The organism is Streptomyces sp. MB09-01, assembly GCF_033794505.1.
GTDB lineage: Bacteria > Actinomycetota > Actinomycetes > Streptomycetales > Streptomycetaceae > Streptomyces.
Genome location: NZ_JARAYQ010000131.1, coordinates 1 through 22,949, shown reverse-complemented (window position 1 = coordinate 22,949; position 22,949 = coordinate 1). Strand labels below are relative to the sequence as shown.

Genomic DNA, 22,949 nt, shown 5'->3' with positions numbered 1-22,949 from the left:
GCCCCCGCCTACGCCGCGCCCGCGTCCGCCGGCCCGGCGGCCCCCGCCTCCGCGGCCCCGGCCGCGACGGGCCGTGGCCGCGTGCCGCTCATCGTCGGCGCCGGCGTCCTGGCGGTGGCGCTGGTCGCGGGCGGCGGCTGGTACCTCACCCGCGAGGACGGCGACGACGGCAAGACGACCGCGAGCGACGGCCGGCAGAAGACGGCGGACCAGCCGAAGGACGCGGCCCCGGCGGCACAGTCCAGCGGCTCTCCGGCCGCGCCCCGGTCCTCCGCCCCGGCCTACACCGCGGTCTTCAAGGACAAGCCCCTGAAGATGCTGGCGGGCCGGGAGTTCGGCAAGGTCTACGACGTCGACCTGGACTTCCCCAAGGTGGCAGGGGACATCGGCTGGAAGGACAAGGAGCTGGCGATCGGCTTCGAGGACGTCAAGAGCAGCACCCCGTTCGGGAAGAGCAAGGGTGCCACCCCCGAACAGTGCGAGACCGGGGCGGCCACCAACCCGATCCCCGACAGGCTGCCGAGCTCGGACCTCTCCGGCGCGGACAGCGCCATCGTCCAGGGCGACCTGCTGTGCACGGTCACGTCCAAGGGCAACCTGGCCATGGTCAAGATCGTCTCGATCGAACCGTCGACGAGCAAGCAGTACACCGTCCCGACGTACCTCACCGAAGTGACGCTCTGGAAGCGCCAGCCCTGACCCGACGGCTCAGCCGGCCGCGTCGAGCAGCAGCTTCGCGGCCACCGCCGCCCCGTCGGTGCGGAACGCGGCGGCCACGGCGGTCGCCCGTGCGCGGGTTCCGGGCGTCAGGGCCGTCTCGAGGGCGGCCGACAGGGATGCGACGGCCGGAGTCGGACCGTCGTGGGCCGCGCCGATGCCCAGCTCGGCCACCCGGCCCGCGAAGTACGGCTGGTCCGCCCCCTGCGGTACCACCACCTGGGGCACGCCGGCCCAGGTGGCCGTCGTCGTCGTGCCCGCGCCGCCGTGGTGGACGACGGCGGCGGCCCGCCGGAACAGTGCCTGATGGTTGACCTCGCCGACGACGAAACAGTCGTCCTCGTCGTCGATGAGGGCCAGGTCGGCCCAGCCGCGGGAGAGGACCGCGCGGCGGCCCTGCGCGCGGATCGCCTCGATGGTCGCCCGGGCGACGTCCTGCGGATCGCGCATCGGAATGCTGCCGAAGCCCACGTACACGGGCGGCGTACCGGCGTCCAGGAAGGCCGTCAGGTCGGCGGGGAGCGGGCGTTCGTCCGGCAGGACCCACGCCCCGGTCTGCACGACGTCGAGGTCGGTCGGCCGCTGCCACGGGGCCAGGACCGGGTCCGCGGCCAGCCACGGGCGGTCGGTGAAGACGTGGTCGCGGACGTTGTCCACCGGCGGCAGGCCGATCGACGCCCGATGGGTGTTGACCGCCTCGCCGAACACCGCCTGTGCGTCCTGGACGTCCCGGTCCCACAGCTCCCGGTTGTCGGTCACGTCCGCCTGGAGCGGCCGGCCCGGCCGCGGCATCGGCGGGTGGTGCGGCGACGGCAGGCTGACCGGCTGGTAACTCGCGTACACGTAGCGGATTCCGAGCTTCTCGGCGACGGCCTTCACACCCGCCACGGCCGGCACGAGGCCGGTCGCCACCAGCACGTCGCACCCCTCGGCCGCCTCGCTGACGTTGTCGTAGAACGCGGTGACCAGCTCGGCCGCCCGCCGGGGCACGCCCCCGGGCGAGGGCGGCGTCTTCCCGGTCACCAAGGCGCGCACGGACCGTCCCGTCGGCACCATCTCCACGCCGACCGCGGCCAGCCGCTTCGCGAACTCCTCGTCCGGCGGCGCGCACACCCGGACCTCCGCGCCGAGTTCCTGCAACCGCACCGCGAGACCCACCAGCGGCTCGACGCCGCCACGCGAATCATAGGCCGACAGCAATACGCGCATTCCGTACTCCCAATTCCGCAGTTTCTGGCTACGGTTGGCGATTCTGCGGCACGAACGGGATCTTGTGGCAAGCCCCCCCGGTGCGCTATATGTTGAGAGCGGCAAGGAGGTGATCACTCTCCTTGCCTCTCTTCGTCTGCGGTGCCGCTCGTACCCGGCGAGCGGGGACACCACGCTCAGGATCCCCAGCGGGCGGATCCGGCCGATCCGCCTGGTCCCCTACGGGCGGGACGCTCCCGCCGTGGCCGTCGGGCGGGATGCCGGAAGGGCGAAGGCCTCGGCCAGCAGTTCGTACGAGCGCTGCCGGTCGGACGGGTCGGACGTCAGGGTGTTGACGACGAGCTCGTCCACTCCGTGGGTCCCGGCGAGTGCCGTCAGCACGGCGTACACCTGCTCGGGTGCCCCGGAGACGAGGGCCGTGCGGTGCACCTTGGCCCGCTCCAGCTCGGCGCCCGTCCACCGGTGGCGGCGCGTGGTCTCGTACGACGGCAGCGGGGCGTCCGTGCCGAGGTCCTTGCGGGCGCGCCACAGCAGCAGGCTCTGGGCCAGTTCCTCGGCGCGGCCGGCGCTGTCCGCGGTCACCACGCGCACCGCCAGCGCACCGCCCGCCCGGCGGCCGGTGGCCGCCCGGTACTCGGCGCGGTAGTCCTCGAACGCCTCCCGGCCGCCGGCCGGGGAGAAGAAGTGCCCGAAGGCGAACTCGGTCCCCAGCAGGCCGGCCAGCCGCGCCGACTCGCGCCCCGCGCCCAGCAGCCACATCTGCGGCGGGACCGGTGCGTGCGGTACGACTCCGCCCTCGCCCAGCAGCACCCGGAGCTCCGCCAGCCGCTGCGGGAAGTCGCGTGCCGGCCCGCCCGCCCGGCCGATCCCCAGGTCGACCCGCCCGGGGTAGAGGGAGGCCAGCACTCCGAAGACCTCGGCGACCTTCGCCGGTTCGTAGCGGGGCAGCAGCACGCCGCCCGTCCCGATCCGCATCCGCGAGGTGTGGGCGAGCAGCGCCCCCGCGAGGATCTCGGGCGCGCTGCTCGCGAAGCCCGGGGAGCCGTGGTGTTCGGCGGCCCAGTACCGGGTGTAGCCGAGGTCCTCCGCGACGCGGGCCAGGTCCACGGAGGCGCGCAGCGCCTGGTCCGGGGTGTGGTCCTCGCCGACCGGGGTCTGGTCCAGCACGGACAGTCGCAGGTTCGTCATGAGGGTTGGCCTTTCAGTGCTGGTGGGCGGGGACACCGGTGGCCCCCGCCATGGTCGCGGGCACGATCCTGAAGTCCCGTTCGAAGACCAGGTTGTGGAGGTCGGCGGCGGCGATGGCACGCAGGGTGGGCAGTTCGGCCGCGGCCTGCGCGTCGTCGAAGACGTTCAGCGGCCATTCGGAGACCGTCGCCCCGCGCAGGTGCGGGTGGTGGAAGGAGGCGCCGTAGTGCGCGTAGAGGGTCACCGGCGGGATGTCGGCGGCCGACTGCTCGTCCCACCACAGGGTCCAGGCGTGGAAGAGGCTCCCGTCGTCGGCCCGTTGGACCCCGCCGGCGTCCACCACGCCCTGCCCGAGGAGCAGTTCGTCATTGAGCTCGCCGAGTGCCTGGCGGGCGTACGGGTCCAGGAGTCGCGCGGCGGTGCGGAAGTGCTCCTCCTTGTCCGGGCGGGTCACGGCGCCGCCGTGGATGCCGTCGCGCAGGTCGGCGAAGTGCCGGAGCAGGGCGTCGAGGTTGGGGACGTCGGGGGTCATGTCAGCTCCTTGGGAGGTGAAGGACGGGATGCGCTGGGGAGGGAGGGAAGAAGCGGAGGGGGAGGAAGGACGCGGGAGCGGCCTCAGGCTCCGGCGGCGTCCGGTGAGACGAGCAGGTGCAGGGCCAGTCCCAGCCAGCCGCGCAGGGACACCGTCGTGTGCCCGCCGGTGGCGCGGCCGGGCTGCAGGAAGGCCCCGTGGCTGGTCTGCCGGAACTCCCGCAGGGCCACCTCCACTCCGGCCGCCCGCAGCAGGCTCCCGTAGCGGTGGACGTCGTCCCCGACGGGGTCGAGGTCGCCGGTGGCCATGACGGCCGGTGCGACTCCGCGCAGGTCGGAGGCTTCGAAGGGGGTGCTGTAGAGGCGCGTGCCGTCCGCGGCTGCGGGCCGGCCCGGCTGCCGGTAGTCCTGCCAGGCCGCCATCAGGTAGGAAGCCGTGGGGAACATGTCGGGGAAGCGGTGGTAGGAGGCGGCGGTGCAGCCGGGGTCCAGCGGCGGATACGCGAGGATCTGGGCGGCCAGGGGAAGGGCGCGGTCGCGGCAGGCGAGCGCGGCGCAGGCGGCCAGGGTGGCTCCCGCGCTGTCTCCGCCGACGGCGACGGGGGCGCTTCCCCCGGCCCGCTCCCGGACCCAGTCGAGCGCCGACAGGACGTCCTCGACCATGGCCGGGTGGCGTACGTCGGGGGCCAGCCGGTAGTCGACGCTCACGACGGCGAAGCCGGAGGACTGGGCGAGTTCGACGGTGGCGCCGTGCCAGTCCTGGGCGGATCCGGCGCGCCAGCTGCCGCCGTGGGCCCACACCAGCCAGCCCTGCGGGGCTGACGTCCCCGGCCGGTACACCCGGGCGGGGACCGGGCCGGACGGGGAGGGGATCTGCGCCTGCTCCCAGCGGACCGTGACACGGCTGTTTCCGGCGGCCGAGTGGGTGGATGTTGCCATCGGGGTTCCTTCCCTCCGTGCCTGAGGCCAACGTTCGCTGCCACGGCAGGGCTGTCACAAGGCGGAGTTGCCTTAGTTGCCGGGCTGCTGCTTGTTGCGGAGGAAGAGGGCGGTGGTGAGGGTCCCGAGGACCACGATCGCGGTGTTCACGATCACCGCCGTGGTGATGCCCGCGTGGATGTCCGTGTTCGCCGCGGCGATCGCCGACATGATCGGCGTACCCATCGTGATACCGATCTGCTGCGTCATCGTCGCCAGACCCGTCGCCATACCCTGCTCGTGATCCGGCAGACCCGTCGTCGCCGTCACCATGAAACCGACGATCACCAGCATGTTGCCGACACCACCCGCGAACGTCGCCACCAACAGCAGCCACATCGACGAAGACGTCTCACCCAAAGCGATCAGACTCAGCGTCGCCACCGCCTGCAGCACACCACCGACGATCAGCGTCGTGCGGGTACTCGTCGCACCGATCACCCGAGGAGCGATCGAACCACCGATCACCGTGCCGACACCCAGCACACCGAACGACAGACCCGCCGTCAGCGGCGAGAAGTCCAGTACTTCCTGAAGGTAGAGGGTCATCAGGAAGACCAGGCTGGTCTCCGTCAGGAACGCGATCAGCCCCGCGATATTGCCCCACGCAACCGTCTTCTTCTTCAGCACCGACACCGGCACCAGCGGAGCCACGCTCTTCGACTCGACCGCATAGAACACGATGAGCAGCACCACACCGGCAACCAGCCAACCCAGCGCCGAACCCGAACCCCAACCGTGCTCACCCGCCTGCGTCAACCCGTAGATCAACGCCAGCAGACCCAACGTCACCGCCGTGGCACCCGGAAGATCCAGCTTCGGACGCACCGACGGACGAGACTCCTTGATCACCACAGGAGCGATGAACAACACCGCAAGCGCCACCGGCACGTTGATGAAGAACGCCCACCGCCACGACAGCAGATCCGTGAGAACACCACCCAAGATCGCGCCCGTCGTGAAGCCGGCCGACATCAACGCACCATTCAGACCCAGCGCCTTCTGCCGCAGCGGCCCCTCAGGGAACGAAGTCGTCAGCAGCGACAGGCCCGCCGGAGTCACCGCGGCCGTGGCCAGACCCTGGAACACACGCGCCACCAACAGCATCTCCGGACTGTTCGCCAGACCACCCGCCAACGACGACAGACCCAGCACCGCCAGACCCACCAGGAACAACCGACGACGCCCGAACAGATCCGCGACCCGCCCGAACAACAACGTGAACCCCGCAGCACACAACGCGAACGACGTCGCGATCCACTGCAGATTCGACAACGAGAAACCGAGCCCGTCACCGATCACCGGCAGAGCCACGTTCAGAATCGAGAAATCAACCGCCAGCATGAACTGCGCCACCAGCAGCACCACCAACACCAACTTCAAACGCCCGTCCAAACGGGCCGGCGCCTCCTCCGTATCCGTATCAACACGTGCGCCCTCGACAACCGACATCGCGACACTTCCTCTCGATCACGCAACGAGCTGTTGCGTGATCGACTCTGGACCGGTCGGAGAGGGTTACCCAGCCCCCTGGTTGTGCTGGCGCCGGGCAAGCTAGCCCTGCCAGGGCCACCTTCACGGGCAGCGTTCGGCGCCCTCCCCCGGCACACTGGAACGCATGGACACACCCACAGCCCTGGGCGAATTCCTCCGCACCCGTCGCGCCCAGCTCCAGCCCGAGGACGTCGGTCTCCCCTCGCACGGCACCCGCCGGCGCGTACCGGGGCTGCGGCGCGAGGAGCTCGCCCTGCTGGCCGGCGTGAGCATCACGTACTACACGCACCTGGAGCAGGGGCAGAGCACGAACGCCTCGGACAGCGTTCTCGACGCTCTGGCCCGCGCCCTGCGCCTGTCTCCGGACGAGCACGCGCACCTGCTCAACCTCGCCCGCCCGCCACGTGCCAAGCGAGCCCAGTCGCCCCGTCCCGAGTACGCCCGGGACACCACCCGCCGGCTGATCGGCGCGATGCCGCAGGTGCCCGCCGTCGTCCTGGACGGCCGCAACAACGTGCTCGCCTGGAATCCGCTGGGCCATGCCCTGCTCGCCGGGCACCTCGACTTCACGAGCCCCGGGGACCCGGCCGTACGCCCCAACCTCACGCGGATGCTGTTCCTCGATCCGCACACCCGGGAGCTCTACACGGACTGGAAGGGCGAGGCACGGGTCGCCCTGGCGGCGCTCCGCCTGGTCGCCGGGCGCAATCCCGAGGACCGCGCGCTCGCCGAGCTCATCGGGTCGCTCATGCTGCAGAGCCCCGACTTCGCCTCGCTGTGGTCCAAGCACCCCGTACGGGACTGCACCGTCGGCACCAAGACCCTGCACCACCCGGTCGTGGGCCCGCTGACCCTCGATTTCGAGAATCTGCACCTCACCGACGGCACCAACCACCGGATGCTGCTCTACAGCGCCCCCGAGTCCTCCCCGTCCGACGCGGCCCTGTGCATGCTGTCGAGCCTGACGGCCGGTTCCACCGCCCCGGGCCGGGGAACGCCGAAGCCCGCGTCGGCGGATGCCGACACGGGCGGGGAGCGGTAGGGCGGCGGGTCAGTCCCGGGCCGCCGCGGTGACCGGGGTCCGGTCCCCGGAAGGCTCGAGGGCCGGGGCCGGGGCGGGCTGCGTACGGGGCCTGGCGCGGCCGAAGCGGCGCATGGCGGGCATCTCGACGAAGCGGAAGAGGAGCCAGCCGCCCAGCAGCGACGCGGCGAAGAAGCCGGCGATGACCAGGAGGGCGACCGGAACGCTGTAGGTGTTCTCACCCAGCAGCGAGCGGAGGTAGAAGATCGTGACGCCCTGGACGAGGTAGAACCCGAAGGACACCTCGCCGAGCCACACCATGGGCCGGCTGCGCAGGAAGGTGGCGCGACCCTCCACGTCGGCGCTGGCGGTCGCACCGATGAGCGCGGCGACCGGGATGACGGTGGCGACGACGAAGCCGTACTGGAAGGGTGCGACGAGGGCGGCGGCGTAGCCGAGCACGGTCAGGGCCAGGGAGACGCCGAAGCCTACGCGGCGCGGCCACAGGCCGGCGAGGACGACGCGGGCGAGCAGGATGCCGAGGGCGAACTCGAAGACGCGGCCGACGGGCAGCAGGTATCCGAACCAGAACTGCAGGTCGGAGACGGGGGTGATGGCCGACTTCGGGGTGTCGGGGACGACGTAGGTCGAGACCAGCTGCACGGCGACCATGCCGACGATCATGAGGCCGCTCCACACCCACAGGGCCGCGCCCCTGATCCCCCGGATCGGGACGATCAGCAGCGGGAAGAGCACGTAGAAGAGCAGCTCGCTGCCCAGCGACCAGCTCGGCGGGTTCACGCTCAGGTTGACGCTGGCCTGCGGGAACCAGGTGTGGATCAGGAGCAGGTTCGGCAGCCAGTCGGCCACGCTGGTGACCGCGGCGCCGGCGAACAGGAACATCGCGGCGGCGAAGACGACGATGTGGTTGGGGAAGATCTTCAGGAGTCTTCGGCGCAGGAAGGCGGTGACGCGTTCGCCGGGCCGGGAGGCCCAGGCCAGCACGAAGCCGGAGAGGACGAAGAAGAAGGAGACGCCGAGGTAGCCGGCCTTGCTGAAGGCCGTGGAGAACCCGTCGGCGATCGTGGCGTCGGCGAAGGGGTTGATCGGGGCGTTCGGCGGGATCGGGGAGTCCGTCAGGGACGAGTGGAAGAGGAAGACGAGGAGTGCGGCGAAGAACCGCAGGCCGGTGAGGGAGGGCAGCTTCGCCCGCTTCGCGGCTTCGGAGGGCATCGAGGTGGCCACAGGGAATCGCTCTTTCGGAAGAGGGGTCGTCGGGGACGGCCGCCGGGACCGTGCTGCGTCGTGCGCGATGTGCACGGTGAGCGCGATGTGCACGGTCCCGGTGGCGCGAAGGGGCGTACGGGACTGCCCGGTGGACCTGGGGCTACTGCTCGATCTGGTTGCGGTAGACCATGAGCTTGGCGTCCTTGGCCACGTAGTAGTTCTGGACGGAGTAGGCGATGGTGGCGAAGTCCAGGCGGCCGTCCCCGTTGAAGTCGGCCGTGGCGATGCGGGCGACGGACTCCTCGGAGACGCGCCACTTGGCCCAGACGCCGTTGGCCGCGTCGATCGCCTTGTAGTACATGACGCCCTGCCACGGCCACGGACCGCGCAGCGCGACGAGGAACTCCTCGTCCCCGTCGCCGTCGAAGTCGGCGCAGACGATCTGGTGGCCGGGGCCCTCGCCGTTCTCGTTGGGGTCTCCGTACACGTCCAGCAGGACGCGGTTCCAGCCCTCGCCGTCCGCGGCCTTGGTGTAGACGGCCACGGTGTTGCCGTGGAAGGGCTCGATGGCGGCGACGTAGGCCATCGGGTCGTCGCCGAGGCGGCCCGCGTTGAGGTCGCCGCTGCCGCGGAAGCCGGTCTGCTCGAACTGCGTGAGCTCGCCCGTGCCGATGAGCTCGCGGATCCACTCCTGGCGGGTCTCGTCGTAGTGGAGCCAGGTGACGCCTTCGTCGGAGGCCAGGAGGAGGGATTCGAGCTCGGAGCCGGGGATCAGGCCCTGCTTCTTCTCGGCGCCGTGGATCATCCGGAAGTGGCTGTCGTCGATGACGGTCATCGGCCACTCCTCGGCCGTGTGCACGTCGTCGGGCTGGGTGAAGAGCACGACCGGCAGGACGGCGTGGACGTCTTCCTTGGCGACGATCGGCAGCCCGATGATCTGGAGCCGGTCGGTGCGGGTGAAGTGGCCGGCGCGCAGGCGGTGCATGCCGGTGGCGCGGCCGACGTAGTGCCGCTTCCAGCGCGACTCGTCCTTGTCGGGGGTGCCCGGGTTCTCCAGCCAGTCGATCTTGCCGCCCTCGGTGTTGGCGTCGTGGATCGTGCCGATCGGGCCGTAGAGGTCGTAGCAGACGATGACGTCGGGGTGGCCGTTGCCGCTGACGTCGGCGAAGTCGGCGCCCACGGGCATCTTGATCCGGTCGGCTATCAGCCGGCGGGTCCAGTCGCCGTCGTTGGCGTACCAGTAGATCTCGCCGAGGCGCAGCCCGTAGCCGAACAGGTCGGGCTTGCCGTCGCCGTCGATGTCGGGCGCCTCCAGCCAGTAGCCGTCGCGGAGCTGGTCGGCGACGACCTCGGCGGTGAACTTCGGGGCGCGCAGGACGGTCTCGTTGTTCTTGCCCGTGGTGGTCATCAGTGGTTCTCCTGGGAGCGTGCGAGGCGGACGGCGCGGGGGACGGGGTGGTACTCGATGGCGAGCCAGATGCAGTCGGTGTCGGCCTTGTACTGGTGGAAGGGGTAGTGGTACGTGCACTGCGGGCCGGTGGCGCAGAAGGGGTCCTGGGTGGTGTAGCCGGGGCTCATCAGGACGTCCTGGTAGAGGGAGGCCTGGTCGTGGTTGCGGAACCGCTGCATCCGGCCGAGGCCGTGCACCTGGGTGTGGACCTCGATGAAGTCGTGCTGGTTGTGGATGAAGCAGTTGGTCCCGGCCGGCGCGAACCAGAGGTTGGCGCGGACGGTGAACTCCCGCTGGACCATCGCGGTTTCGCGCTCCCCCAGCACGTGCGCCGGGTCGAAGACGACCGTGGTGATCTCGTCCTGGGGGCTCCGGTAGAGCGGGGTCTCGCGGGGGAAGTCCCCGTCGGGGCCGAGCAGGTCGGCCAGGTGGGCCCAGCCGGGCGCCTCGGCGACGCCGGACACCTCGCCGCCCTCTTCGGCGGGGCGCAGCAGGAGCAGTGCGTCGGCCTTCTCGATGCGGGCGTCGGCGAGCACCGTGGAGGAGAGCGGGGGGATGGCCTTGCGGAGGTCCTCGGCGACGACCACGGGGGTGTTGCCGGGGTTGACCACGATGGTGCGGCCTTCGACGGTGTAGTCCACGGCGTCGCGCACGAGGTCGGCCCTCAGGTACGGGGTGCTGAAGTTCAGCGGGCGTTCGATGGCGGACGGGGTGGCGGTCATGCGGGCTTCCTCTCGGTCAGGTGCGGGCGAAGGCGGCCGTGCGGGCGAGCTCGACGCTGAGCTCGTCGGCGGCGCTGTCGGGGACGAAGGGCTCGGGGGCGGGCCCCAGGCCGAAGAAGTGGGCGAGCGCGGCGACCGTGCGGGCGGTGGCCTCCCCATCGCCGTACGGGTTGGCGGCGTTGGCCATCCGCTCGTACGCGGCCCGGTCGCGCAGGAGCTCCAGGGTGCGGTCGACGATGCCCTCGGTGGCCGTTCCGACGAGGCGGGCGGTGCCGGCGACGATGGCCTCGGACCGCTCGGTCACGTCGCCGAGGACCAGGGTGGGCTTGCCGAGCGCGGGGCCCTCCTCCTGGCTGCCGCTGCTGTCCGAGACGATGAGGTCGGCGCGGGCCATGAGCTTGCAGAAGCTGAGGTAGGGCAGCGGGTCGACGACGGTGATGTGCGGGTGGCCGCCGATGTGCGGGAGGAGCGCTTCGCGGACCACGGGATTGCGGTGCAGCGGGACGACGACGCGCACGCCCGGCTCGTCGGCGATGCGGGCCAGGGCCTGCCCGATCTGCGGCAGGTGCGGCCAGGCCTCGCGGCGGTGCGCGGAGGCCAGGACGATCCGGCTCGGGTCGACGTCGAGGTCGGCCAGGCCCGGGTCGCCGTAGCTGTCGGCCCGGCCGCACGCCCAGCGCAGGGCGTCGATGACCGTGTTGCCGGTGACGGTGACCGTGTCGGCGTCGATGCCCTCGCGCAGCAGGTTCGCCAGGTTGCCGGGGGTGGGGGCGAGGTGCAGGGCGGCGACCTGGGCGACGAGCCGTCTGTTGCCCTCTTCGGGGAAGGGCGAGCCGAGCACGCCGCTGCGCAGTCCGGCCTCGACGTGGACGACGGGGATCCGCTGGTGGAATCCGGCCAGGGCCCCGGTGAGGGTGGTGGCGGTGTCGCCGTGGACCAGGACCGCGTCGGCGGGGGCGGTGGCGAAGTAGTCGTCCAGGCCGCGCAGGGACCGGTAGGTGACCTGGGAGAGGGTCTGCTTGGGGGCCATCACTTTCAGGTCGACGTCGGCGGTGAGGCCGAAGGCGTCGAGGGTCTCGTCCAGCATCTGGCGGTGCTGCCCGGTGGAGATCACGACGGGCTCGAAGCGCGGGTCGTCCTGGAGGGCGCGGATGACGGGCGCGAACTTGATGGCTTCCGGCCGGGTGCCGAGGACTACGGCGACGGAACGCATGGCTTCCTCTTCTTTCTGACGCGTTGGGAATCGAGCCGTGGCATGACGCAGAAGGGCGCGGCACGGCGGTGCCGCAGACCTGTTCGACGGGTGGTGGCCAGGGGATCGGATCTCGCTGCGAGGGGCTTTTCAGCTGCCCTCTTCCGGCCAAGAGACAGCTTTCCCGGAGCCGGCCGGGGAGTCAACGAACGCCCGCGGCCACTCGAACGGCTGAGCGGGAACGACAGAAGCCCCGCACTCCGGAGTCCGGAGTGCGGGGCTTCTGACCAGCGGGAACGCGAGGAGCGTCAGCCTCGGGCGGGCTTGATGGACATGGAGTGGCGGAAGAAGTCGGACGGGTCGTACCGCCTCTTCACCTGCTGCAGGCGCGGGTAGTTGTCCTTGTAGTAGAGCGTCTGCCACGGCACGCCGGACCGGTTGCGGCGCGGATCGGTCACGTCACGGTCGGGGTAGTTGATGTAGCAGCCGTCGGTGCTGTCGTCGATCAGGGGCACGCCGCCGGTCGCCGAGAAGAAGTCCTCGTACAGTCCGCGCAGCCAGCCCAGGTAGAACTCGTCCTCGCTCTCCTCCTGCCAGAAGGTCTGGAAGCACATCTTGAAGATGGACGAGCGCTGCGCGTTGGCCGTCGCGTCGGGCGCCGCGGCGTTGACCTGACCGCCGAAGGAGAACAGCACCAGCATGGTGTCCGGGTTCTTGAAGTCCGGCCGGCTCATGTACCGGTAGAGCTGCGCGATCTGATGGTCCGTGAAGTTCTTGCGCATGTACGCCGACTTGTGCGCGCCGCGTGAGGTCGGATCGGTGATGGTCGGGTTGTTGGTGCCGACCAGTCGGGTCGCCTGGAGCCAGGGCAGGGTTCTGGGCTCCGCGAACTGCGGCATGGCGGGCAGTTCGCCGGTGGCGCGGGTCAGCGCCTGCGGGGTGACCCCGGTGCCGGCCGTGATGGCCGCCAGGTAGTCGTCGAGGAGTTTTCTCGCGTTCGGTACCGTCGCGTCGACCTGGGTGAACATGCCCACGCTGCCGTGCGCCTTGGAGCTGACGTTGAACAGGCTGGACAGGTGGCGGTACGGGGAATCGGGCCCGCTGTTCGCGGCGTGCCAGGCGCCGAAGTTCTTGAGCAGCCTGGTGAACTTCGCCTCCGTCAGCTGCTCCCAGGGGAAGTCGACGGCGCTCACCAGGACCGTCGACGGCGGGGAGATGAGCTGTTCGGAGGGTTCGGAGCCCTTCGCGCCCGGGGAGCGGAACCAGTAGCGGGTCACCAGGCCGAAGTTGCCGCCGCCGCCCCCGGTGTGCGCCCACCACAGCTCGCGGTTCGGATCCTTCTCCTCCCGGGTCGCCACGACCGTGCGTACGCCGCCCTTCCCGTCGGTCACCACGACCTCCACGGCGTAGAGGTGGTCGACGACCAGGCCGTGGGCCCGCGAGAGCAGGCCGTAGCCGCCGCCCGCTATGTGGCCGCCCGCGCCGACGCTGTAGCAGATGCCGCCGGGGATGGTGACGCCCCAGCCCTTGTAGAGGGCCTCGTACACGTTGATCAGACGGGCGCCGGCCTCGACGACGAACGCCCGGAACTTCGGGTCGTACCCGACGTGCGTCATCTCCGAGAAGTCGATGATGACCTCGGTGTCGGGGTGCGCGGCGAAGTCGGCGAAGCAGTGGCCGCCGCTGCGCACCGAGACCCGCTTGCCCGCGCGGACCGCGTCTCTCAGGGCGCGTTCGGCGTCCGCGGTGGAGCGGACCATCTTGATGTAGTCCGGACGGGCCACGAAGCGCTGGTTGTTGCCGGTGGTCAGCATCTCGTAGCGGGGATCACCCGGCCGTACGACGGATCCGGCTCCGGCGGCCGCGCCGGGAGCACCGGAGGCGGCGGGAGCCGTGGCGGCGGCCGCGGGGCCGGCCAGCGCGCCGGCCACCGCCGCGCCTCCGACGACGGCGGCGCTGCGGGTGAGCATGGTCCGGCGATCGACACCGTTCATGTGCGTCTACCTCGACTTCTCTTCGACGATGGAGTGGGTGCCGTACCCGGCACCGGCGGAGGGGTGCTGTGCGGACGGCTCAGGTGCGGAGTGCTGCTGAGCGGAGGGCTGCCGTACGGATGGGTGCTGTACGGACGGGTGCTGTACGGGGTGCGGTTCGGCGGGGGGCTCTGCCGCCGGCAGCGGGCGCGCCCTGCGGTGTCGGCGGTCGAGCCGGCCGGAGAGCGCCGCGGTGCCCAGGCCGGCGGCGGCGAGACCGGCGCCGATCCAGGTCGGCGCGGTCCATCCGAGGCCGTGGGCGACGGCGAGACCGCCGAGCCAGGCCCCGAGGGCGTTGCCGAGGTTGAAGGCCGCGATGTTCGCCGCGGAGGCGAGGGCCGGGGCCCCGGCGGCCTGCTGCATCACGCGGGCCTGCAGCGGAGGCACCGTCGCGAAGCCGATCGCCCCGAAGGCGGCCAGGGTGATCGCGGCGGGCAGTGCGGCCTGCGACGTGAAGGTGAAGACCACCAGCACCAGGGAGAGGCCGCCCAGGATGAGGTACAGGCTGGGCATCAGGGCCCGGTCGGCGGCCCGGCCGCCGAGCACGTTGCCCACGCAGAGTCCGACGCCGAAGAGGACGAGGAGCCAGGCCACCGCGCCGTCGGAGAAGCCGGCCAGTTCCGTCATCACCGGCGCGAGATAGGTGAAGGAGGCGAAGACGCCGCCGAAGCCGAGCACGGTCGTCGTCAGCGCCAGCCACACCTGGGGCTTGCGGAAGACCGCGAGTTCGCCGCGCAGCGCCCCGCGCTCCGGCGCCGGCTGCGCCGGGACCAGGGTGACGAGGCCCAGCAGGCCGACGATCCCGATGCCGGTGACCGCCCAGAAGGTGGAGCGCCAGCCGAACTCCTGGCCCAGGAAGGTGCCCAGCGGTACGCCGAGTACGTTGGCCAGGGTGAGCCCGGTGAACATCAGGGCGATGGCGCTGGCCCGCCGGTCCGGTGCCACCAGGTCGGCGGCGACGACGGACCCGATCCCGAAGAAGGCCCCGTGCGTGAGGGCGGCGATCAGCCGTCCGCCCATGAGGGCGGTGTAGTCGCCGGCGAGCGCGCAGAGCAGGTTGCCCGCGATGAAGATGGTCATGAGCACGACGAGCATGGTCTTGCGCGGCAGGCGGGCGCCGGCCGCGGTCATCAGGGGTGCGCCGACCACGACGCCGAGGGCGTAGCCGGTGACCAGCATGCCCGCGGAGGGGATGGACACGGACAGGTCGTCGGCGACCTCCGGGAGCAGGCCGACGATGACGAACTCGGTGGTCCCGATGCCGAAGGCACCGATGGCGAGGGCGAGGAGGGAAGCACGCATCGGCCCGGTCAGATCTGCCGCAGGGCGCCGCCGTCGACGCTCCACTCGGCGCCGGTGACCTGGCGTGCGAGGGGCGACAGCAGGTACGCGACGACACCCGCGACGTCGTCGGGCGTACCGATGCGGCCGCTCGGCAGCGCGCGCACCACGCGGATGAAGTGCTCGACGGCCTCGTCGGCCGGGAGGCCGAACCGCTCTCCGAGCTGCTCGGCGAAGCCGCCGGGCGCGTCGAAGAGCGCCGTGCGGGTGGGCCCCGGCGAGACCACGTTGGAGCGCACCCCGCGGACGCCGAACTCCGCGGCGAGGGACTTGGAGAGGGACAGCAGCGCCGTCTTGGAGGCGGCGTAGTCGACGATGCCCGGGTCGGGGAAGCGGGCGGCCTCGCTGGCGATGTGCACGAGGGAGCCCGCTCCCGTCTCCAGGAGCGCGGGCAGGGCCGCTCGGGTCATGCGGACCGCGGAGTGGAAGTTGACGTCGAAGGTGCTCCTCCACTGCTCGTCGGTCACGTCGAGGAAGCCGGTACGGGATTCCAGCGCGCCCGCGTTGTTGACGAGGCCGTCGAGCCGGCCGTGGCGCTCGATCACGGTGTCGGCCACGTGGCGGGCCGCGGTGGGGTCGGTGAGGTCGGCGGCGACGGTGCTGACTCGTTCGCCGAGGGCTTCGGTGTTCCACGGCTTGCGGGCGACGCCGACGACGGTGGCGCCTTCGGCGGCCAGCAGGCGGACGGTCGCCGCGCCGATTCCGGACGACGCGCCGGTGACGAGGTACACGCGGTCTTCGATACGGAGGTCCATCACGTTCCTTGGGAAGAGGAGACCTTGAGGAGAAGGGGAGGCGGCCCCGGCACGGCGGGGGATGGGGTGCCGGGGCCGCCTCCTGGGGGAACCCTGAGCCGCGGGGCTCAGGCGGAGGTGAGGTCCTTCGCCGCCTTGTTGCGGAGGAAGAGGGCGGTGGTGAGGGTTCCGAGGACCACGATCGCGGTGTTCACGATCACCGCCGTGGTGATGCCCGCGTGGATGTCCGTGTTCGCCGCGGCGATCGCCGACATGATCGGCGTACCCATCGTGATACCGATCTGCTGCGTCATCGTCGCCAGACCCGTCGCCATACCCTGCTCGTGATCCGGCAGACCCGTCGTCGCCGTCACCATGAAACCGACGATCACCAGCATGTTGCCGACACCACCCGCGAACGTCGCCACCAACAGCAGCCACATCGACGAAGACGTCTCACCCAAAGCGATCAGACTCAGCGTCGCCACCGCCTGCAGCACACCACCGACGATCAGCGTCGTGCGGGTACTCGTCGCACCGATCACCCGAGGAGCGATCGAACCACCGATCACCGTGCCGACACCCAGCACACCGAACGACAGACCCGCCGTCAGCGGCGAGAAGTCCAGTACTTCCTGAAGGTAGAGGGTCATCAGGAAGACCAGGCTGGTCTCCGTCAGGAACGCGATCAGCCCCGCGATATTGCCCCACGCAACCGTCTTCTTCTTCAGCACCGACACCGGCACCAGCGGAGCCACGCTCTTCGACTCGACCGCATAGAACACGATGAGCAGCACCACACCGGCAACCAGCCAACCCAGCGCCGAACCCGAACCCCAACCGTGCTCACCCGCCTGCGTCAACCCGTAGATCAACGCCAGCAGACCCAACGTCACCGCCGTGGCACCCGGAAGATCCAGCTTCGGACGCACCGACGGACGAGACTCCTTGATCACCACAGGAGCGATGAACAACACCGCAAGCGCCACCGGCACGTTGATGAAGAACGCCCACCGCCACGACAGCAGATCCGTGAGAACACCACCCAAGATCGCGCCCGTCGTGAAGCCGGCCGACATCAACGCACCATTCAGACCCAGCGCCTTCTGCCGCAGCGGCCCCTCAGGGAACGAAGTCGTCAGCAGCGACAGGCCCGCCGGAGTCACCGCGGCCGTGGCCAGACCCTGGAACACACGCGCCACCAACAGCATCTCCGGACTGTTCGCCAGACCACCCGCCAACGACGACAGACCCAGCACCGCCAGACCCACCAGGAACAACCGACGACGCCCGAACAGATCCGCGACCCGCCCGAACAACAACGTGAACCCCGCAGCACACAACGCGAACGACGTCGCGATCCACTGCAGATTCGACAACGAGAAACCGAGCCCGTCACCGATCACCGGCAGAGCCACGTTCAGAATCGAGAAATCAACCGCCAGCATGAACTGCGCCACCAGCAGCACCACCAACACCAACTTCAAACGCCCGTCCAAACGGGCCGGTCCCTCAGCACCACCCCCCGCGCCCGCTCCAACACGCGCACCCTCGACAACCGACATCGCCATACATCCTTTCCATCACAACGGAGGCCCTCGGCTCGGAGGGCCGGTACTGGCCGGGAAGCCGGCTCAGGCAGGGGTCTGCGCCGAGGCCCGGCGCCGTAGTTCTTCGGACAGCTCCTGCCAGCCGCGCGCGCACTGGGCGGCCGCGGCGGCGGCGGTCTCGGCGCGGTACGGGGGTACCGCGGCGACGATCCGCTCCCACTGGCGCAACCCGCTCACCTGGAGGTCGAGCATGCGCAGCAGGAGCCTGCCCGCCTCGCTCAACCTGAGCAGGGGGTCCTTGCAGAGGCCGGTGACCAGCGAGGGCAGTGGCTGCCCCCCGCGCCGGTCCGGCAGCCGGGGCGGGCCCGGGCCGTTGCCCGAGCGCCGCTGGACGGCCGGCACCGGATCCGCTCCCTCACCGATCCGGCGGCGTACGTCCCGTACGGTCGAGGGCGCGATGCCCGCCTCCCGTGCGATCTGCCGCAGGGAAGCCGTAGGCCGGCCGGCGAGGAGCCGGGCCGCGACCTCGCGGCCGCGGACCGGATCGGCCGGCCGCACGCGGCCGTCCTGCCCGATGCGGCCGGGCGGCGCGGGCGCCGGCCCTTCGCGGCGGCGCAGCGCCCCGATGGTCTTGGCCGCCAGCCCGGTCCGCTGCGCGATGCCCCGGTCGGACCAGTCCGGGTGGGACCGCAGGATCCTTATCGCCGCGGCGGTCCGCTCGGCGTGGGTCAGGGGGAGCCCGTGACTGATGTTGGCCTCGACCGAGAGCACGAACGCGTCCTCGGCGCTGCCGTCGAAGTACGTCACTCCCACCGTGTGCTGCCCGCGGAGCACGGCGGCCCGCAACCGGTGCGTCCCGTCGATGATCCGCATGGTCGGGCGGTGCACGAGCAGCGGCGGCAGCGCCCGCCCGGAGTGCGCGAGGTCCTGTGCGTGGCTCTCGTTCACGTGGACCGTGCGGGGGGAATCCGCGGCGAGCAGCGCACCGACCGGCACTTCGAACGCGGCGTCGGGGGTGTTCGCCGCGTTCGCAGCGTTCGCAGCGTTCGCCGTCTTCGTCGTGTTCGGCTTGCCCATGAAGTTCACCTCCTTTCGTGCACTCGATACTTCGGACGCCGCGCTGTTCGTCGGCCCCGGGAAGAAATTACGTAACTACCGTTCGGTAACCAATCCTGGAGCCGAACCCCGTTGAGATTTGGGCAAGTTGGCAAGGCGTCGGTCCGGCGGGGTGGGCGACCGCGGAAGATCCCCGGTCGCCCACCGGCGGTCGATCACACCCCTGCGAGCTGCTCGGACCGCACGAACTCCCTGAGCCAGGACAGGAATTCGGGCCCCAGATCCTCGCGCTCGCAGGCGAGCCGGACCGTCGCGCGCAGGTACTCGGCGCGGTCCCCGGTGTCGTAGCGCCGGCCGGAGAAGACGACCCCGTGCACGGGGCGCCCCGCGCGCACCAGGGTGCGCAGGGCGTCCGTCAGCTGGATCTCGCCGCCGCGTCCGGGGCTCGTACTCCGCAGGACCTCGAAGATCTCGGGGTCGAGGAGGTAGCGGCCGATGATCGCGAGGTTGCTGGGGGCGGTTCCCGGCTCCGGCTTCTCCACCAGCTCGGTGATGCGTACGCCGGCACCGCCCGCCGACTGCTCCACCGCGGCGCATCCGTACTGATGGATCGCGTCCGGATCCACCTCCATGAGGGCCACCACGCTGCCGCCGAGCCGGGCGCGCACCTCGGCCATCCGCGCCAGCAGAGGGTCGCGCGGGTCGATCAGGTCGTCGGCCAGGAGCACCGCGAACGGCTCCTGGCCGACGTGCGGGGCCGCGCACAGAACGGCGTGTCCGAGCCCCTTGGGGTCGCGCTGGCGGACGTAGTGGATGTCGGCGAGCTCGGTGGAGGCGCAGACGCTGTTGAGTTTGTCCTGATCACCCCGGCGCTGGAGGGCCTCCTCCAGCTCGTAGTTGCGGTCGAAGTGGTCCTCGAGCGGCCGCTTGTTGCGTCCGGTGACCATGAGGATGTCGGACATCCCCGCCGCGACCGCCTCCTCCACCACGTACTGGATGGCCGGCTTGTCGACCACCGGAAGCATTTCCTTCGGGGTGGCCTTGGTCAGCGGCAGGAATCGCGTACCGAGTCCCGCGGCGGGGATCACTGCCTTGGTTATCTGAGGGGCTGTGGAATTCATGCCGCTGACGCTAGACCGCATCGCGCCGAACCGGCCCGAATTCCGGGGCCTTTACGCCTACTTAGGCATTTCGGTTTCGGCCGGCCCCTCCGGCGGCCCTTCCGGCGGCCCCTGCGCCGGCCGCCCCGCCGGCGTCGCCGCGATGCCCCGCCGGACGAGCCACCACAGCTCTCCGAGCTCGCCGGCGCCCTCGCCGGGGCGCCCGCCCCGCCCGCGGCGCGCCCGCGCGACGACGCCCCCCACCAGATGGGCCGTCAGCACGGCGACCGGGCGCGGGTCGACCTCGGGGTCCAGCTGCCCTTGCGCGGCGGCCCGCTCCAGCAACTCCCTGACCTCGGGAAGCCAGCAGCAGCACCACTCGGGTCCGGCACCGACGCGCTCCTGGGTCAGCCGTGCGGCAGCGCGTACGGCCACGTCCGTCTCGACGAGGCGGCCCAGGGCGAGGACGAGCGCCGAAAGGGTGTCCAGCGCCGGGCCCCCGCGGGCCGTCACACCCTCGACCACTCTGCGGGTGGCGCTCCGCCCGGCGTTCTCCACGGCCGACGCCAGCTCCCCCTTCGCCGAGAAATGAAAGGTGACGGCTCCGATCGATATGTCGGCGGAGCGGCTCAGCCGGGAAAGCGATGTCCCGTCATATCCGTTGCGGTCGAATTCAGCGGCGGCCACCGAGATCAGATGATTACGGGTGCGCACGGCGCGCTCTTGCTTTACCACTGCACTATCACTGCCATCCAGGTCGTTCCTGACTCGCCCATGCCTCCTTCACGGAGACGGGCGACCTCCAGCGTCACCCCGGCGCCGACCCGGCACAACGGCGACTTGACGAAGAAGCACCCCTGTCCCGCCGCTCGGTGACCGCGCCGCGACGGGCGCCGCCGGACCCGCTCACCAACCTGCCGAAGTCGCACCGTGGACGCCATGCGTTCGCTAGAAAAAAAACGAACGTTCTGTATTCTTACCTCATCGACGACGCACGCCGGCGTCCGTAGTGAAGGGGGAGACAGATGACGGCACAGACGAGGACCCGGGCCCTGGTTGCCGGTGACACCGACCTCGCCGAGTTCACGGAACGCCTCTTCGGCCACTTACCGCGCGCCGACCAGCGCCGTTGGGCCCGGGTCTACCTGCAGGGACTGCTGACGACCCCGGGCAAGAAGTCCGTACGCAGGCTCGCGGCGTCCGTCACCGCATCGCCCACCGCCTCCCAGTCCCTGCAGCAGTTCATCAACGCGAGCCCCTGGGACTGGGAGCCGGCCCGCGCCGAACTGCTGCGCTGGGCGGAGGAACGACACACGGTGCGTGCCTGGACGATCGGGCAGGTGTGCTTCCCCAAACGCGGCGAGCACTCGGTCGGCGTGCACCGCCGCTTCGATCCGGCCGCCGGACGCATGGTCAACTGCCAGTTCGGCTTCGGCCTGTTCCTGTCGCTGGACGGCGTCAGCGTGCCGGTCGACTGGCGGCTGGTGCTTCCCGAGACCTGGACGGCGGATCCCGTCCTGCGCCGCCGGGCACGCATCTCCCCCGAGGCCGCACACCAGAGCCCCGAGTCCCTCGTGGTGGAGCTCGCCGACGGGGTCGCCGCCCGCACCTCCTCGGCACGCGTCCCCCTGGTGGCGGACATCAGCCGCCTCGGCAGCGCCGCCGCGGTGATCGGCATGCTCGGCCGCCGGGGCCACGACTTCCTCGTGTCCGTCCCCCCGACCCTCGGCGTCCGCGCCGCCGGTACGGTCCACGGCAGCGACCCGGCCCGGACGCCCGGACGCGACTCCACTGCGGGCGACTTGGCCCGCCTGGGGAACACAAGCCACCCGTACACCGCGCTGCTCACCAGACCCGGCGCGGGCCCGCAGCGGCTGCGCATCCACTCGGCCCTGGTCCGTGTACCGGAAGGGGAAACGGGGGCTGCAGGTGCCCCGGGGGTGCACCAGACGTACCGGCTGTTCGGCGAACGGCGACCCGGACCCGGGCAGCGGGGCGGCGGCCCTGTCTGGCTCACCAACATGAGCCGGCACCGGATGGACGACCTGCTCCACCTGGCCCGGCAGTCGGCCCGGGCCACGGCGACGCTCGACACGCTGGCGGACGAGTTCGGCCTGCTCGACTTCGAGGGCCGGTCCTTCCCCGGGTGGCACCACCACATGACCTTGATGTCAGCCGCGTATGCGTACAGGGGGGTGCCGCCTGTGGTGAGCGCGCGGCGGGAGTACGCGCGGCTCGCGTGAGCCGGGCCCTGCCGGACCCCTGCCGGGGGCTCCGCCGTGGGGAACCCGGCTCCGTCGGACACCGGGCTCCGCCCGGGCCCTCCCCCATTTCGTCCGGGGGGACCCCCACACAAACGCCGGCGAGGCTGGATTTCGCTGCCACCGTTGGAGTGTGCCGGGCAAGGGCTGGATGTGACGGCGAAAGGCTGGCAGCACTGATGGGGCGCCGGCCCAGCCCTGGCTGCGCGGAGCGCAGTCGGGCTGGGCCGGAATGCGATCAGGCGCGGATGAGGGCCAGGACCTCGTCGCGGACCTTCGCCAGGGTGGCCTCGTCACGGGCCTCCACGTTCAGGCGGAGCAGGGGCTCGGTGTTGGAGGCACGCACGTTGAACCACCAGTCGCCGCCCGTCACCGTCAGACCGTCGAGCTCGTCCACCGCCACGCCCTCCGCGCCCGCGTAGGCCGCCTTCACCGCCGCCAGCCGGGCCGCCTGGTCCGCAACCGTCGAGTTGATCTCACCCGAACCCGCATACCGGTCGTAGGAGGCCACCAGAGCCGACAACGGCCCGTCCTGACCACCCAGAGCCGCCAGCACGTGCAGCGCCGCGAGCATGCCCGTGTCCGCGTTCCAGAAATCCTTGAAGTAGTAGTGCGCCGAGTGCTCACCACCGAAGATCGCACCCGTCTTCGCCATCTCCTCCTTGATGAAGGAATGCCCGACACGCGTACGGACCGGGGTGCCACCGTTCTCCCGCACCACCTCCGGCACCGACCACGAAGTGATCAGATTGTGGATCACCGTGCCCGCCCCACCGTTACGGGCCAGCTCACGCGCCGCCACCAGCGCCGTGATCGCCGACGGGGACACACCCACGCCCCGCTCGTCCACGATGAAACAACGGTCCGCATCACCGTCGAACGCAATACCCAGATCCGCGCCCTCCGCCAGCACACGCGCCTGCAGATCCACGATGTTCTTCGGATCCAACGGATTGGCCTCGTGGTTGGGGAACGTGCCGTCCAGCTCGAAGTACATCGGAACCAGATCCAGCGGCAGACCCTCGAACACGGTCGGAACCGTATGACCGCCCATGCCGTTGCCCGCGTCCACCACCACCTTCAGCGGACGGACCGACGCCAGGTCCACCAGACCCCGCAGATGCGCCGAATAGCCCGGAAGGCTG

General features: G+C 70.9%; 19 protein-coding genes and 1 pseudogene. 3 read left to right on the top strand and 17 right to left on the bottom strand.

Features of this window, described 5'->3' with window-relative positions; all coding sequences use genetic code 11:
* Positions 1–699, top strand: a pseudogene (locus PV721_RS25270) (hypothetical protein); the annotation flags it as partial.
* Positions 700–708: 9 nt separating this feature from the next.
* Here the strand turns inward: PV721_RS25270 and PV721_RS25265 are convergent.
* The 5 genes from PV721_RS25265 to PV721_RS25245 all read right to left on the bottom strand — a co-directional run bounded on the left by PV721_RS25265 (position 709) and on the right by PV721_RS25245 (position 6,075).
* The gene (locus PV721_RS25265; protein WP_319728009.1) at positions 709–1,926 is read right to left on the bottom strand and encodes a glycosyltransferase; all 1,218 of its coding nucleotides are present in this window, start codon (positions 1,924–1,926) and stop codon (positions 709–711) included.
* Positions 1,927–2,145: 219 nt separating this feature from the next.
* Positions 2,146–3,114, bottom strand: a complete 969-nt coding sequence (locus PV721_RS25260) for an LLM class flavin-dependent oxidoreductase (RefSeq protein WP_319728008.1) — start codon at positions 3,112–3,114, stop codon at positions 2,146–2,148.
* A 13-nt stretch (positions 3,115–3,127) separates the two neighbouring features.
* Positions 3,128–3,646, bottom strand: coding sequence for a hypothetical protein (locus tag PV721_RS25255; RefSeq protein ID WP_319728006.1), 519 nt, complete (start codon positions 3,644–3,646; stop codon positions 3,128–3,130).
* A gap of 83 nt (positions 3,647–3,729) precedes the next feature.
* The gene (locus PV721_RS25250) at positions 3,730–4,584 is read right to left on the bottom strand and encodes an alpha/beta hydrolase (protein WP_319728005.1); all 855 of its coding nucleotides are present in this window, start codon (positions 4,582–4,584) and stop codon (positions 3,730–3,732) included.
* A 72-nt stretch (positions 4,585–4,656) separates the two neighbouring features.
* Positions 4,657–6,075, bottom strand: coding sequence for an MFS transporter (locus PV721_RS25245; protein WP_319728003.1), 1,419 nt, complete (start codon positions 6,073–6,075; stop codon positions 4,657–4,659).
* Between the two features lie 166 nt (positions 6,076–6,241).
* Between PV721_RS25245 and PV721_RS25240 the strand changes: the two genes are divergently transcribed.
* Positions 6,242–7,159: a helix-turn-helix transcriptional regulator gene (locus PV721_RS25240; protein ID WP_319728001.1), complete on the top strand. Its 918-nt coding sequence runs from the start codon at positions 6,242–6,244 to the stop codon at positions 7,157–7,159.
* Positions 7,160–7,168: 9 nt separating this feature from the next.
* Here PV721_RS25240 and PV721_RS25235 read toward each other — a convergent pair whose 3' ends face one another.
* The 11 genes from PV721_RS25235 to PV721_RS25185 all read right to left on the bottom strand — a co-directional run bounded on the left by PV721_RS25235 (position 7,169) and on the right by PV721_RS25185 (position 20,257).
* Positions 7,169–8,383 (bottom strand): acyltransferase, encoded by a 1,215-nt coding sequence (locus tag PV721_RS25235; RefSeq protein ID WP_319727999.1) that lies wholly within the window; start codon positions 8,381–8,383, stop codon positions 7,169–7,171.
* A gap of 142 nt (positions 8,384–8,525) precedes the next feature.
* Entirely contained in the window at positions 8,526–9,773 is a 1,248-nt protein-coding gene (locus PV721_RS25230; RefSeq protein ID WP_319727996.1) for a VCBS repeat-containing protein, read from the bottom strand.
* Complete coding sequence (locus tag PV721_RS25225; protein ID WP_319727995.1) at positions 9,773–10,537, bottom strand: hypothetical protein; 765 nt, start codon at positions 10,535–10,537, stop codon at positions 9,773–9,775. The genes PV721_RS25230 and PV721_RS25225 overlap by 1 nt, the downstream gene beginning before the upstream one ends.
* A gap of 16 nt (positions 10,538–10,553) precedes the next feature.
* Positions 10,554–11,750, bottom strand: coding sequence for a non-hydrolyzing UDP-N-acetylglucosamine 2-epimerase (wecB, locus tag PV721_RS25220; protein ID WP_319727993.1), 1,197 nt, complete (start codon positions 11,748–11,750; stop codon positions 10,554–10,556).
* A gap of 287 nt (positions 11,751–12,037) precedes the next feature.
* Entirely contained in the window at positions 12,038–13,723 is a 1,686-nt protein-coding gene (locus PV721_RS25215; protein WP_319727991.1) for an FAD-dependent oxidoreductase, read from the bottom strand.
* A 6-nt stretch (positions 13,724–13,729) separates the two neighbouring features.
* On the bottom strand, positions 13,730–15,064 hold the full coding sequence (locus PV721_RS25210; protein WP_319727988.1) for an MFS transporter: 1,335 nt from the start codon (positions 15,062–15,064) through the stop codon (positions 13,730–13,732).
* An 8-nt stretch (positions 15,065–15,072) separates the two neighbouring features.
* Positions 15,073–15,858, bottom strand: a complete 786-nt coding sequence (locus tag PV721_RS25205; protein ID WP_319727987.1) for an SDR family oxidoreductase — start codon at positions 15,856–15,858, stop codon at positions 15,073–15,075.
* A gap of 107 nt (positions 15,859–15,965) precedes the next feature.
* Complete coding sequence (locus PV721_RS25200; protein WP_319727985.1) at positions 15,966–17,402, bottom strand: MFS transporter; 1,437 nt, start codon at positions 17,400–17,402, stop codon at positions 15,966–15,968.
* Between the two features lie 69 nt (positions 17,403–17,471).
* A complete protein-coding gene (locus tag PV721_RS25195) occupies positions 17,472–18,464 on the bottom strand; it encodes a ParB/RepB/Spo0J family partition protein (protein WP_319727983.1) in 993 nt (330 codons plus the stop codon).
* A 194-nt stretch (positions 18,465–18,658) separates the two neighbouring features.
* Positions 18,659–19,564, bottom strand: a complete 906-nt coding sequence (gene galU / locus PV721_RS25190) for a UTP--glucose-1-phosphate uridylyltransferase GalU (RefSeq protein ID WP_319727981.1) — start codon at positions 19,562–19,564, stop codon at positions 18,659–18,661.
* A gap of 57 nt (positions 19,565–19,621) precedes the next feature.
* Positions 19,622–20,257, bottom strand: coding sequence for a helix-turn-helix domain-containing protein (locus PV721_RS25185; protein ID WP_319727979.1), 636 nt, complete (start codon positions 20,255–20,257; stop codon positions 19,622–19,624).
* Between the two features lie 311 nt (positions 20,258–20,568).
* On the opposite strand from PV721_RS25185, the gene PV721_RS25180 reads away from it, so the two are divergent.
* A complete protein-coding gene (locus PV721_RS25180) occupies positions 20,569–21,786 on the top strand; it encodes a transposase (RefSeq protein ID WP_319727978.1) in 1,218 nt (405 codons plus the stop codon).
* A gap of 256 nt (positions 21,787–22,042) precedes the next feature.
* Here the strand turns inward: PV721_RS25180 and manB are convergent.
* Positions 22,043–22,949, bottom strand: a 907-nt coding sequence (gene manB, locus PV721_RS25175; RefSeq protein WP_319727975.1) for a phosphomannomutase/phosphoglucomutase, incomplete at its 5' end; no start/stop codon positions are given.